Origin of the sequence: Staphylococcus simulans, from assembly GCF_047037175.1 — a bacterium.
In the GTDB taxonomy this organism is placed as follows: domain Bacteria; phylum Bacillota; class Bacilli; order Staphylococcales; family Staphylococcaceae; genus Staphylococcus; species Staphylococcus simulans_C.
Window position 1 is genome coordinate 346,115 of record NZ_CP178241.1, and the last position, 13,240, is coordinate 359,354.

Here is a 13,240-nt window from a genome sequence, read left to right on the forward strand (position 1 = left end):
CAGACTGGAGGTAATATTGTTGAAAAAAAGGAACATACCTTTCTCACCACCTGACATTAACTCAGATGATATAAAAAATGTTATTGAAGTATTAGAGTCTGGTTGGATTACCACTGGACTTCAAACGAAAACTTTCGAAAACGAAATTGCAAAATATGTAGGTACAGATAAAGCAGTTTGTTTAAACTCATGTACGGCAGCGATAGAAATGACTCTTAGAACATTAGGTATTGGGCAGGGTGATGAAGTCATCGTGCCCGCATACACTTACACTGCTACTGCAGCAGCAGTGTATCACACTGGAGCAACTATAAAAATGGTGGATTCTCAGCGTGATTCTATAGAAATGGATTATCAAAAACTTGCAGAAAATATTACTGAAAAGACTAAGGTAATTATTGCTGTTGATATTGCAGGTAAACCAATTGATTACGATAAATTATTTGAAATTGTCAAGAAGAAAAAGGAATTATTTAAACCAAATAACAGTTTACAAGCCCAATTTGAAAGAATTATTGTAGTTGCAGATGCTGCACATTCATTTGGGGCAAAATACAAAGGTAAAAATGTTGGACAAGTAGCAGATTTCACTTGTTTTTCTTTCCATGCTGTTAAGAATTTAACAACTGGTGAAGGTGGAGCTGTTACATGGGTTTCTAGAGAAAAAATGGATAATGAACTTCTATATAAGAAGTATATGTTATTAAGTTTGCACGGACAATCAAAGGATGCTCTCTCAAAATCAGGAATAGGCCAATGGGAATATGATATAATAGCTCCCCTTTATAAATGCAATATGACTGATATTCAAGCAAGTATCGGTAGAAGTCAACTTCAGCGATATAATGAAATCTTGAATAGAAGAAGGGAAATTATTAAGTTATATCAAGAAGAGTTTCAAGATAATATAAATATCACTATGTTAAATCATTTAGGAGAACAAGTTCTTTCTTCAGGCCATTTACTTTTAACAAGAGTTAAAGGTATTGGGTTACAAACAAGAAATGAAATTATAAAAAGAATGGGTGAAAGAGGGATTGCATGTAATGTTCACTACAAACCGCTTCCTTTGTTAACTGCATATATTGATTTAGGTTTCGATATTGATCAATTTCCTAATGCGTTCTCATTATATAAAAATGAAATTTCACTTCCACTTCACACAAAACTATCAAACGAAGATGTTAGATTTGTTGCTCAAAGTTTCATTGATGTAATAAATGAGGTGCTTTAATCATGTATAAAAGATATTTTAAAAGAATTATTGATTTATGGTTGTCTTTAACATTTTTACCGATTTTCTTTTGGGTCTTTATAATAGTAAGTTTTCTTATAAAAAAAGAAGATAACGGTCCTATTTTTTATAAGAGCATGAGATTAGGTAAAAATCAAAGAATGTTTGAAATATATAAATTTCGGTCAATGAAGGTGAATGCACCAGATATACGTAATGAGGATGGATCAACATTCAATTCTGAAAACGATAACAGAATAACTAGTATTGGCAGTGTTCTTAGAAAAACAAGTGTTGATGAAATTCCACAAATTATTAATGTTATAAAAGGCGATATGAGTTTGATTGGACCTAGACCAGATACACCAGAAGCTCTAAAAATTTATGTTGGAGAAGAATCAAGAAAGCTTGAAGTTAAACCAGGTATCACTGGGTATAACCAAGCATATTTTAGAAACTCTATACCACAAAAAGAAAAGTTTAAAAATGATGTTTTTTATGTTGATAACTTGAACTTTATTTTTGACTTTAAAATAATTTTAAAAACAATAACAAGTGTTTTAGCAAAGAGCAATATCAATAATAAGGTGATTACAAATGGAAACAGAGAAGAAAGTAACGCTTAGAGGACTTAAATTTAATGATGAAAAGTTAATTCTTGATTGGAAAAGCGACAAGCAACTTAGGGAATTATTAGGAACTGTTTATCCCATTTCTGAATTAGAACACCATAGATGGTTCGAAAATAAAATGTTAGAACAGTCTAATAAGCATTTTATTATTGAATATGAGAAAAAAGCAGTTGGAATGGTAGGTTTTGATAATGTAGATTGGATAAATCGCAATGCTGAGATCTTCATTTTTATCGGAGATAAGAATCTTTGGGGAAATGGAATTGGTTCAAAAGCAATTAATGAATTGGAGTATATTGCTTTTGAACGAATGAATTTGCACATGATTTATCTTCAAGTTTTTTCATTTAATAGTAGAGCCATTAATGCATATAAAAAAATGGGATTTCATGTTGATGGAGTTTTAAGGGAAAGCAAATTTTTAAATGGGAAATACTATGACAATATCCTAATGTCAAAAATCTTTAAAATGAATGAGGGGTAATTGTGAAAAAAGTTTTTATATTAGGTGCTAGCGCATTACAAGTACCGCTAATAAAAACAGCAAAAGACATGGGGCTTTACGTTATCATCATTGATATGAACCCTGATGCTGTAGGATTTAAATATGCTGATGAAAAATATATTGTAAGTACAACAGATACTGATAAAATAATGAAGTTAGCATTGCAAATTAAGCCGGATGCGATTTTAACGGCGGCAACAGATATGCCTATGCGAACAATCGCGAAGGTTGGAGAACAACTAGGATATAACACAATTTCTTATGATACATCATTGAAAGCAACTGACAAATATTTAATGAGAAATGCTCTAAAAGAAGCTGGAGTACCAGTTCCTAAATTTATTCTTGTTACAGATAAAAGTGAGTATGATTTAGCTATTAATAAAATTACAGGCCCAAAAATTATCAAGCCAATTGATTCTTCGGGTAGTAGAGGAATATTTTTATTAAATAATGAACTAGAAAATGATGATGCATTTAATCATGCAATGAATCATTCACGAGATAAAAAGATTTTAGTGGAAGAGTGCATGATAGGCAAAGAAGTTAGTGTCGAAACAATGACTATTAATAGTAAAACATCGGTAGTTGCAATTACTGATAAATTAACATCAGGAGCCCCACACTTTATAGAAACTGGACATCATATTCCTAGCTTATTAGATAGCAATATTCAAAAAAAGATTCGAAAAATTACAATTGATGCAATTCAAGCAATAGGAATAAAAAATGGTCCTGCTCATACAGAGATAATAGTTACAGAAACAGGGCCAAAAATAGTGGAAATAGGAGCTCGACTAGGTGGGGACTTTATAACTAGTCATTTAGTAAAAAATGGAACTAGTATCGATTTAATCAAACAACATATTTTACAAAGTTTAGGTGAACTGAAATCTTTAGAAAATAAGATAGAATATTACGGTGCAGCGATAAGGTATTTTCAGGTGACACCAGGAATTGTACAAAGTATAGAAATCCCAGAAGAAATTACTAAAAACAACAATGTTCTTGAATTAGAGTTTAATTATAGCGTTGGGGACAAAGTAGAAAAGATAAAGAGTAGTAGTGAACGTTTTGGTTATATAATTTGCAAAGGGAAAACTGTAAAAAAAGCAATTGAATTGTGTGATAGTTATGTTGACATGATAAATATTATCACTAAAAAGGTTTAAGAAGGTGTATATATGAAGATTTGGATTGTCTCTGATGGTGAACCACTTCCTACAGATAATGAGAATGTTAGACTACGGAGAATGGGAAATTTAGCAAATATATTAAGTGAAAGAGGAAACGAAGTAGTTTGGTTTTCTTCTAATTTTGAACACTATAATAAGCAATTTAGAACTGATCAAGATGAAGTGAAATCTATAAAATCTAATTATAAGATTGTTCTGTCACAAACAAAAGGATATAGAAAAAACGTATCACTAGATCGTTTATTGCATTTTAAAACATTTTCAGATAAATTTTTAAGAATCGCCTCTCAATTGAATAAACCTGACATTATTTTATCAACAATGGCACCAATTCAAGCTTCAAAAGCTGTACAACAATACGCTGCAGAAAATGAAGTACCTTATGTAATTGATATAAGAGATTTGTGGCCTGAAATCTATTATGAAGTAACACCTAAGATACTACATCCACTTGTAAAGATATTAGTTAAAAAAAATAAAAAGACATTAGAAAAAGTATTGAAAAATAGCACCTCAATAGTAGGGGTTACAGAGAAATTTCTTGAATATGGCCTAAACATAGCAAAAATACCAAAAAGAAGTGACGATTCTGTTTTTCATACTGCGTATCCTGAAATACTTGGATCTGATGAAAGTGCAGAAAAGTTTTGGGAAGAATTAGGTATAGAAAAAAAAGATTTTATCGTAACCTTTGTTGGTAACTTTGGTAAACAATTTGATTTAAAAACACTCTTTAAAGCAATTGATTTAATAGATAACAAGAAAATTAAATTTGTGCTTTGCGGTGTGGGTGAAAAATTTGATTTCTATCATGATAAATATCAAAATAATGCACAAGTAATTATGCCAGGTTGGGTAGGAAAACAGGAAATAGCATCATTGTTAAAACTTTCTTCAGTTGGAGTTGCGCCTTATATTGATAGTGTGAATTTCCGTCTGAATATGCCTAATAAATTTGGTGAATATTTATCAGCTTCTTTACCAGTATTAGTAAGTGTACCAGGCATGATGGAAGAAAAATTGAATGAAAATAAAAATGGCTATTATTATAAAGATGCTTATGAATTACGCAATAAAATAATTGAGCTACATCAAAATTTCAATTTGTTAAAAAAAATGTCTAAGTCTTCACGAGAGTTATATGAAAAACAATTTAAAGTTGATACAGTTTATACTGGATTCGCAGAATACTTGGAGAATATTGTAAATAAGTGAGGTGCAATTAATGAAAAAACTTTTGAAATTACTTAAAAGAATAAGTCGATTGCTTAAATATAAAAGCTTTGTATTTGGTAGAATAGGCTATGGTAATCAGTTCGGTAAAGATACATTTATTTCAGAAGGAGCTGTTATTGGGTCTTATAATTATTTTGGACCACAAGTAATGGTTAATAATTGTACCATCGCTAATTATTGTTCTATAGGTCCAGGAGTAAAAATTGGACAAGCTGAACACAGCACAAATTATTGGACTACTTCTCAGTTAATAAGTAAAAAAAATATTAATCACTCACTTAATATAGAACCAACACTAATTGAAAATGATGTTTGGTTAGCTGCTAATGTAATAGTTTTACAGGGAGTGAAAGTAGGTACTGGAGCAATAATAGGTGCTGGAGCAGTTGTAACAAATGATATTCCTAATTATGCTATTGCTGTAGGAGTACCTGCAAAAGTAATTAAATATCGATTTGATCAACCAACTATAGATGCACTTTTAGATACAAGATGGTTTGATAAATCACCTGATGAGGCATCAAAAATATTGAAGCAATTTCAACCAAATAGTAAAGGTGGGGTAAAATGAAAATTCTTCACTTGAATTCAAATTTTATATTCACACAAATATATCGAAATCAGATTGAAAATATGTCAAATGACTTTGAACATGTAATTTATAATCCAGTAAAAAAATCGGTTAAATTTAATTCGGATTATAAGTATGAACTTCATGCACCTCAAATTATAAAAAAAAGTGATAGCTTATTCAGTCTAAATAGGAAGAATAAATCTCTTAAATACCTTAATAAATCAATAAATATGAAAGATGTGAATCTAATACATGCCCACACATTAACAAATGATGGACTGCTAGCATACGCATTACATAAAAGGTATAAGGTTCCATATATTTTAACAATTAGAGGAACAGATGTGAATTTTTCATTGCCTTATAAAATTCATTTAAGAGGTGTATTTAAAAATGCATTGAAGCAAGCAAAAGTATTGATCTTCCCCAATCACAATTATAAAAATAAGGTGCTTTCTTTTTTTAAAAATGACAAAGATATAGTGGACAAGTTAGAAAAATCTATTGTTATTCCAAATGGCATAGATTCATTTTGGTTGGAAAATGCTCGAGTAGGAGAAAAAGAACGCAATAGTAAAAAAGAAATTCAATTATTGTATGTTGGACGAATATACAGTAATAAGAATATTCACCGTGTATTAGATGCTATATGTACTATTAATGCTGAAGGTGATTATTTTATCAAGATGAATATTGTAGGTAAGATAATAAGTGAAAAATATTTTGAAGAATTAAAAAAAGTGAATGATTTTAAATATTACGGTGTAAGAGATAAAAGCGAAATCAAACAAATTATGGATGGAATTGATATATTTACAATGCCATCCAAAAGCGAAACTTTTGGATTAGTTTTTGTTGAGGCAATGAGTCAAAATTTACCAATCATTTATACAAAAAATGAAGGTATATATGATTATTTTGAAGATGGTATATATGGTAAGGCAACTGATTATAAAAATAGTAATGAAATTAAAGAAAATATTTTACACATCTTAGAAAATTATGATGAATTTCAAAGAAACCTTAAAGATAAGGAATTTCTGAATGAGTTTAGATGGAATGAAATTGGTGAGATATATAATGATCTTTATAAGGAATCTTCACAATGAAACGATTTTTACACGATTCCTCAATCAACATAATTTCTAATTTAATCATTGTTGCAATTATTCAATTAGTTACTTTTCCACTTGTTTCTAAAATAGAGAATGAACGAGATTTTGCTGAATTAATAGTCTATTATGGTATTGTCTTAATTTTTGCGACTACTTTTGGAAATACGTTAAATAACGTAAGACTATTACATAACCCAAACCTAGAAGAAAATATAAAGAATCAAGTATTCTCAAAATATTTCAGTTGGATAATAATTTTTAACTTAATTTTTTTCTTAATAATGTTTTTGTTTAGCGATAATGGTCTGGGAATTAATCAATTAGTTTTTTGTGTTTTTGCAATGTTATTGACGTCACGTTATTATTTGCAAGTATATTTCAGAGAAGATCTAAGATATATAAGTATTTTAATGACAAATATTTATGTGGTTCTTGGTTATACAGTAGGAGTAGCAATATATTACTTTGTTATTTCTTTTTATGCTTTGCCATTTTTTATAGGTGAAACTTTTGGTTTTATTTACCTTATAACTAAAACTAAAGTAAGGTTCCAATTAAAAAACAAAGTGAAAATCACAGCTAATGGGATACTTAAAGATTATATTAACTTTTCTTCCATTAATTTAATCATAAATGTATTAAATTACCTGGATAGATTGATATTATTGCCTATTATTGGACCTGCAGCAGTAACCGTTTATTTTATTGGATCTACTGCTAGCAAGATGATTTCGTTGGTGACTACACCAATGAATAATGTGATTTTATCGTATCTATCTTTGAGAACAGATAGCGTAAGTGCAAAAAACTTTAAAAAATTATTAAACTTTTTACTAATTATAATATTGCCATGTTTTTTTGTGATTAAATACGCTTCCTTATTAGTGATATATATTATTTATCGAAACTATTTTGATAGAGTTTTGTCAATAATAGATTTGATCACATTGATTGGTTTAGTTTCTATTTTAAACAGCATTATTCATCCGTTTGCGATGAAAGTATTAAATTCTAGATTACTACTATTCATCCAACTTGGTTATGCATTAATTTATCTACTTTTGGCAGTGATTGGAAGTATTAATTATAATTTAGTAGGCTTCTGCATAGCTACAATTGTTGCCATGGTTATTAAACTTATTTATACAAACTTAAAAATTTCAAAAGCTATTAAATACAATTAGGAGAGTTTTTATGCAATTATCAACCCACCCAAGCAGCTCACATATGCGTTTTCAGTCCATAGTATTAGTTTTTATAATGGTATTGTTATACATTGGTACTTTGAATGCGATTGATACTTCGAAAGTAGGATTAATTGCATTAGCATTAAGTGTTGCTTTATCAGGATTAAATTTTATATTTTCAGTTTCAAGAAAAAAAGAGTTTAGAGTAGCACACCTAGTTATATTGTTAATTTCGTTTTTATACTTAATTATAGCTATTTTCTCTGGTAGAGATGGCAGTTTAATGAAAGAATTAATAAATCCAATACAATTTTTGGCTTGTATTTTGGTACTTTGTGCTTTTTCATTTTCTAAAGTAACTATTTCTTTTATAAACAAGCTTTTTTGGATTTCAACTCTGTTTATTACATTTCATTTTATAGTATGGATAATACAAGGGATGCCGTCGCAATTTAAAAGTATCTATCCTAGTTCAAATTTAGTAGGGCCATATATGTTTATTGCTATATACTTCATACTATTGAAATTGATTACAACTAGAAAGAAACTTTTTGCTTCAGTGATCTTGTTATTAGGCATAATGGTACTCTTAGCAAGTGATACAAGATCAATACTATTATCAATGTTTGTAGGTTTGTTAGTTTTTGTTTTTTGGAGAGTTATATCAAAAAATTTAATGTCTGGCACTTTGTTTTTTGGTACGTTTATTTCCTTTATTTTCTTAGTGATATTTTTATATCCAAGTTTACCTAAATGGAGATATTATTCTGTAGTTGAAACATGGATGCGAAATCATACTGGAAAAAGTTTAATGTCAGGTCGTGCAGAAATTTGGTCGATGCTTAATAACTACTTATCTTTAAAACCATATTTTGGATACGGTCCGAGTACAGTAGCATCTGATTTGATAGGTATGCAAGCTTCATCACATAATTTATATATGAATATAGCTTTGCAAGTGGGTATAATAGGGTTGATTATATTCATATTACTGCTGTATTTTATATTTATGATGATGATAAAAACTAATAAATCAGTGGTAGCTAGATTAAGTTCAGCATTTTTCATAGCCATTTTAACTCACCAAATCTTTGAAATTACTTTGATTCAAAATCAATTGTCAATAGGTCTATTTCAATGGGCAATTATCGGAATCGGTTTAAGTCCATTGCTTTCTGTAAAGGGATCAGAATCAGTTAAAAAAATTTAATAATATAATGAAAAGCACATCTCATCCGTTTGAGATGTGCTTTACTATTGTCTTATTTACTTAGTAAGTTTGTGTTTACTTCATGAAAGCCTTTGTCTGATAAGCGAACATTATTGATTTTAGTTCCGTCCCAATTTCCATCTACATAGCCTTTATCAAATACGACTTTTAAATCGTTTAAGAATGTGTCTCGATCCTTATCACAGAAATAGTTTTCTTGTAATGAATAAGAATCCTTGAAATCATTCGCTTGTTCAGGTGTCATCTCAGCGTTGCGCTTTTCTGTATAATATTTATAGAGTACTGCAACGATGAATGCCTGATCACGTGTGATATCATCCAAGAATATTCACCACCTTTATCAAAACGCGTATAAACCCTAAATTTATACAATATTAATACTTTACCCTTTTAGTTTTGTTTTAAATCTTGAATTAATTTAGAAGTTGTTGATTGATTTTGTAGATGTATCGCTTTTCTCAGTGTTTTACGGTATAATGATTAGATGAATTTTTTAAGGAGTCGATGAATGTGGCAGTGAAACCTTTAGTGTCTGCATCAAGCGCAATCTTGCGTCAACAAGCAAAGGATGTTAAAACGTTTGATAGTCAGTTGAAACAGTTATTATTAGATATAGAGGATACTTTATATGATACAGAAGCATCTGCTTTGTGTGCACCGCAAATCGGGGTTTCACAACAAGCAGCGATTATCGATATGGAAGCGGATGGATTGCTTCAATTAATCAATCCAAGTATTATCAGTGAATCAGAAACTAAAGTGACTGAATTAGAAGGTGATGTGTCGTTTCCAGATGTATTTGGAACAGTGACACGCAGCCAAATGATTGTGGTTCAAAGTAATGATGTTGAAGGTAATACAGTAGAATTAACCGCATATGATGATATTGCACGCATGATTCTTCATATCATAGATCAATTAAACGGCGTGCCTTTTACGGATAAGATGGAAAAGCAATTGACCGAGGAAGAATTGGAGGCGTATTTAGAAGATGAGTAGAATTATATTTATGGGAACACCAGATTTCTCCACAAAAGTATTAGAAATGTTAATCGCAAAAGAAGATGTGATTGCGGTTGTGACACAACCTGATCGTCCAGTAGGACGTAAACGTGTCATGACACCGCCACCGGTTAAAGAAGTCGCAATGGAACATGGCATTGATGTCTATCAACCTGAAAAGATATCACAATCAGAAGATTTACAAACATTAATTGATATGGAGCCAGACTTAATCGTCACAGCAGCCTTCGGCCAAATCTTACCTAAAAAGTTATTAGATGCGCCGCGTTTAGGTGCGATTAATGTACATGCGTCATTATTACCAAAATACCGTGGCGGTGCACCGATTCATCAAGCGATTATTGATGGTGAAAAAGAAACAGGCGTAACCATTATGTATATGGCACCTAAATTAGATGCAGGTGATATCATTTCACAACAAGCTATCGACATTGAATCAAATGATGATGTCGGTACAATGCACGATAAATTGAGTTTCTTAGGTGCAGATTTACTGGCGAAAACATTACCAGACATTATTAACGGCACAAACGATCGAATCGAACAAAATGAAGCAGAAGCCACATTTGCGTCAAATATCAGTCGTGAAGATGAACGTATTGACTGGTCAAAATCGGCACAAGCGATCTACAACCACATTCGCGGTTTATCACCATGGCCAGTTGCTTATACAAAATTAGAAGATAAAAATATGAAGTTATTTAAAGCACATATAGTAGAAGGAAAAGCAGGCAACCCTGGTGAAATTATTGAAACAACTAAGAAAGCAATTATTGTCGGAACAGGATCATCTGATGCGATTGCCTTAACAGAGATTCAATTATCAGGCAAAAAGCGTATGCCGACCGCAAACTTCTTAAGCGGCTACCAAGATGACTTAGTTGGGAAGGAATTAAATTAATGCAGACAGTGAGAACACTCGCATTTGACACGTTGCAAGCAATTATCCAAGACAAAGCGTACAGTAACTTGAAAATTAATGAAGTTTTAAAAGAAAATGAATTGAGCCGTGCTGATAAAGGCTTATTAACTGAATTAGTCTATGGCACATTGAAACATCAATATACATTAGATTATTATTTGAAACCTTTTGTGAAAACGAAAATAAAAGGTTGGATGCGCCGTTTACTTTGGATGAGCATTTATCAATATCAATATTTAGATAAAATTCCAGACCATGCGATTATCAACGAAGCAGTAGAAATCACAAAACAACGTGGAGGGCTGCATAACAGTAAAGTAGTGAATGGTATCTTGCGTAATATGATGCGCAGTGAATTACCGAATCCATCGGATATCGAAAATGATCAACAACGTCTTGCGATTATGTACAGCTTACCGAAATGGATTGTGAAACATTGGGTGACACACTTTGGTTTAGAAACAACAGAAGCCATTGCGTCTTCATTACTTGAACGCCCAGGTCAAACTGTTCGTGTGAATACGCATAGAACAACAATTGAAGATGCGATTGCACGCTTAGAAAAAGAAGATTATACAGTGACACAAGACCATGATATTGCTTATTGTCTCCATGTATCTGGTCGTCCTGTAGTGGACAGCCGTGCGTTTAAAGATGGTTATGTATCAATTCAAGATAAAAGTTCAATGTTTGTGGCTGAAATCTTAGCACCTGCTGAAGGTGAAATGATTTTAGATGCATGCAGTGCACCTGGCGGTAAGGCATGTCAGACTGCTGAATTGTTGAAAGACAGTGGTCATGTCGATGCGACAGATATTCACGAACACAAAATTGATTTGATTGAACATAACATTCGCAAGCTGCGTTTGAAGAATGTCACAGCGTTTCAACACGATGCGACAAAGCCATATGACGCAAAGTATGATAAAATTTTAGTGGATGCGCCATGTAGTGGTTTAGGTGTGTTACGCCATAAACCAGAAATTAAATATACACAAAGCCCTGAATCTATTGATGGATTAGTTGATTTACAGCTAGAAATTATGAATAATATTAAAGATTCTGTAAAACCGGGTGGCGTGATTGTCTATTCAACATGTACAATAGAACAGATGGAAAATGAAAATGTAATCTATACATTTTTAAAACAAAACAAAGACTTTGAATTTGAACCATTCCCACATCCTAGAACAGGAGAGGAAGTAAAGACCTTACAAATCTTACCGCAAGACTTTGATTCAGATGGTTTCTTTATTACAAAGATTAGAAGAAAGGAAAGTTAATTCATGATTACACCTCAAAAGAAGAAAAAGAATCGTTTTCTTCCTGATTTTGAAAAGCAATCAATTTATTCACTACGCTATGAAGAGATGCAAGCGTGGCTAGTCGAATATGGCCAACAGAAATTCAGAGCAAAACAAATCTTTGAATGGCTCTATGAGAAACGTGTCGATACGATCGACGAAATGACGAACTTATCTAAAGACTTGCGCGCATTATTAAAAGACAACTTTACAATTACGACTTTAGAAACCGTTGTAAAACAAGAAAGTCGCGATGGGACAATCAAGTTCTTATTTGAATTACAAGACGGTTATACGATTGAAACGGTATTAATGCGTCATGAATACGGTAATTCTGTCTGTGTAACAACACAAGTCGGCTGCCGTATCGGATGTACATTCTGTGCGTCTACACTTGGCGGTTTGAAACGTAACTTAGAAGCAGGTGAAATTGTTTCACAAGTTTTAACTGTTCAAAAAGCCCTAGATGAAACAGATGAACGTGTCTCTTCAATCGTTATCATGGGTATTGGTGAACCGTTTGAGAACTATGATGAAATGATGGATTTCTTAAAAATCGTTAATCACGACAATGGTTTAAATATCGGTGCACGTCATATCACGGTATCAACATCAGGTATTATTCCTAAAATTTATGATTTCGCAGATGAAGAAATTCAAATCAATTTTGCGGTCAGCCTGCATGCGGCAAATGACGAAATCCGTTCTAAATTAATGCCGATCAACCGTGCATATTCTATTGATAAATTAATGGAAGCAATCCAATACTATCAAGAAAAAACAAATCGTCGTATTACGTTTGAGTATGGTTTATTCGGCGGTGTAAACGATCAGCTTACACATGCAAGAGAACTGGCACATTTAATCCAAGGTTTAAACTGTCACGTCAACTTGATTCCAGTGAACCATGTTCCTGAAAGAAATTATGTGAAAACACCGAAAGAGGATATCTTCAAGTTTGAAAAAGAACTCAAACGTTTAGGTATCAATGCGACAATCAGACGTGAACAAGGCTCAGATATCGATGCCGCTTGCGGTCAATTACGAGCGAAGGAACGTCAAGTAGAAACGAGGTAGGGAC

The 13,240-nt window shown here is 31.8% G+C and carries 14 protein-coding genes; 13 read left to right on the top strand and 1 reads right to left on the bottom strand.

Features of this window, described 5'->3' with window-relative positions:
* Positions 1-19: 19 nt before the first annotated feature.
* Genes ACFCT9_RS01640 through ACFCT9_RS01680 form a run of 9 tightly spaced genes read left to right on the top strand, consistent with a single transcriptional unit; the run spans position 20 to position 8,889 of the window.
* On the top strand, positions 20-1,234 hold the full coding sequence (locus ACFCT9_RS01640) for a DegT/DnrJ/EryC1/StrS family aminotransferase (protein WP_412520293.1): 1,215 nt from the start codon (positions 20-22) through the stop codon (positions 1,232-1,234).
* Between the two features lie 2 nt (positions 1,235-1,236).
* Positions 1,237-1,860, top strand: a complete 624-nt coding sequence (locus ACFCT9_RS01645; protein WP_412520294.1) for a sugar transferase — start codon at positions 1,237-1,239, stop codon at positions 1,858-1,860.
* Positions 1,832-2,350 (top strand): GNAT family N-acetyltransferase, encoded by a 519-nt coding sequence (locus ACFCT9_RS01650; protein ID WP_412520296.1) that lies wholly within the window; start codon positions 1,832-1,834, stop codon positions 2,348-2,350. The genes ACFCT9_RS01645 and ACFCT9_RS01650 overlap by 29 nt, the downstream gene beginning before the upstream one ends.
* A gap of 2 nt (positions 2,351-2,352) precedes the next feature.
* Positions 2,353-3,543, top strand: coding sequence for an ATP-grasp domain-containing protein (locus ACFCT9_RS01655; protein WP_412520297.1), 1,191 nt, complete (start codon positions 2,353-2,355; stop codon positions 3,541-3,543).
* A gap of 12 nt (positions 3,544-3,555) precedes the next feature.
* Positions 3,556-4,782 (top strand): glycosyltransferase family 4 protein, encoded by a 1,227-nt coding sequence (locus ACFCT9_RS01660; RefSeq protein WP_412520299.1) that lies wholly within the window; start codon positions 3,556-3,558, stop codon positions 4,780-4,782.
* A 10-nt stretch (positions 4,783-4,792) separates the two neighbouring features.
* Positions 4,793-5,374, top strand: a complete 582-nt coding sequence (locus ACFCT9_RS01665; RefSeq protein WP_412520301.1) for a CatB-related O-acetyltransferase — start codon at positions 4,793-4,795, stop codon at positions 5,372-5,374.
* Positions 5,371-6,486, top strand: a complete 1,116-nt coding sequence (locus ACFCT9_RS01670; protein WP_412520302.1) for a glycosyltransferase family 4 protein — start codon at positions 5,371-5,373, stop codon at positions 6,484-6,486. The genes ACFCT9_RS01665 and ACFCT9_RS01670 overlap by 4 nt, the downstream gene beginning before the upstream one ends.
* Positions 6,483-7,676 carry a lipopolysaccharide biosynthesis protein gene (locus ACFCT9_RS01675; protein WP_412520304.1) on the top strand — a complete coding sequence of 398 codons (1,194 nt, stop codon included), beginning with the start codon at positions 6,483-6,485 and terminating at the stop codon, positions 7,674-7,676. The genes ACFCT9_RS01670 and ACFCT9_RS01675 overlap by 4 nt, the downstream gene beginning before the upstream one ends.
* Positions 7,677-7,686: 10 nt before the next feature.
* Entirely contained in the window at positions 7,687-8,889 is a 1,203-nt protein-coding gene (locus tag ACFCT9_RS01680; protein ID WP_412520306.1) for an O-antigen ligase family protein, read from the top strand.
* 52 nt (positions 8,890-8,941) lie between these two features.
* Here the strand turns inward: ACFCT9_RS01680 and ACFCT9_RS01685 are convergent, their stop codons facing one another.
* A complete protein-coding gene (locus ACFCT9_RS01685) occupies positions 8,942-9,232 on the bottom strand; it encodes a hypothetical protein (protein ID WP_412520308.1) in 291 nt (96 codons plus the stop codon).
* A gap of 188 nt (positions 9,233-9,420) precedes the next feature.
* Between ACFCT9_RS01685 and ACFCT9_RS01690 the strand changes: the two genes are divergently transcribed.
* Genes ACFCT9_RS01690 through rlmN form a run of 4 tightly spaced genes read left to right on the top strand, consistent with a single transcriptional unit; the run spans position 9,421 to position 13,236 of the window.
* A complete protein-coding gene (locus ACFCT9_RS01690; protein WP_412520309.1) occupies positions 9,421-9,909 on the top strand; it encodes a peptide deformylase in 489 nt (162 codons plus the stop codon).
* Entirely contained in the window at positions 9,902-10,834 is a 933-nt protein-coding gene (gene fmt / locus ACFCT9_RS01695) for a methionyl-tRNA formyltransferase (protein WP_412520311.1), read from the top strand. Before ACFCT9_RS01690 ends, fmt begins: the two co-directional genes overlap by 8 nt.
* Positions 10,834-12,138, top strand: a complete 1,305-nt coding sequence (gene rsmB / locus ACFCT9_RS01700) for a 16S rRNA (cytosine(967)-C(5))-methyltransferase RsmB (RefSeq protein WP_412520312.1) — start codon at positions 10,834-10,836, stop codon at positions 12,136-12,138. Before fmt ends, rsmB begins: the two co-directional genes overlap by 1 nt.
* Positions 12,139-12,141: 3 nt before the next feature.
* Complete coding sequence (gene rlmN, locus ACFCT9_RS01705) at positions 12,142-13,236, top strand: 23S rRNA (adenine(2503)-C(2))-methyltransferase RlmN (protein WP_412520314.1); 1,095 nt, start codon at positions 12,142-12,144, stop codon at positions 13,234-13,236.
* Positions 13,237-13,240 lie beyond the last annotated feature (4 nt).

Excerpts from the sequence above, each read along its gene's own strand:
- rsmB (WP_412520312.1), top strand. The coding sequence starts at position 10,834 with ATGCAGACAGTGAGAACACTCGCATTTGACACGTTGCAAGCAATTATC.
- ACFCT9_RS01675 (WP_412520304.1), top strand. The coding sequence starts at position 6,483 with ATGAAACGATTTTTACACGATTCCTCAATCAACATAATTTCTAATTTA.
- ACFCT9_RS01680 (WP_412520306.1), top strand. The coding sequence starts at position 7,687 with ATGCAATTATCAACCCACCCAAGCAGCTCACATATGCGTTTTCAGTCC.
- ACFCT9_RS01650 (WP_412520296.1), top strand. The coding sequence starts at position 1,832 with ATGGAAACAGAGAAGAAAGTAACGCTTAGAGGACTTAAATTTAATGAT.
- rlmN (WP_412520314.1), top strand. The coding sequence starts at position 12,142 with ATGATTACACCTCAAAAGAAGAAAAAGAATCGTTTTCTTCCTGATTTT.
- ACFCT9_RS01665 (WP_412520301.1), top strand. The coding sequence starts at position 4,793 with ATGAAAAAACTTTTGAAATTACTTAAAAGAATAAGTCGATTGCTTAAA.
- fmt (WP_412520311.1), top strand. The coding sequence starts at position 9,902 with ATGAGTAGAATTATATTTATGGGAACACCAGATTTCTCCACAAAAGTA.
- ACFCT9_RS01660 (WP_412520299.1), top strand. The coding sequence starts at position 3,556 with ATGAAGATTTGGATTGTCTCTGATGGTGAACCACTTCCTACAGATAAT.
- ACFCT9_RS01670 (WP_412520302.1), top strand. The coding sequence starts at position 5,371 with ATGAAAATTCTTCACTTGAATTCAAATTTTATATTCACACAAATATAT.
- ACFCT9_RS01645 (WP_412520294.1), top strand. The coding sequence starts at position 1,237 with ATGTATAAAAGATATTTTAAAAGAATTATTGATTTATGGTTGTCTTTA.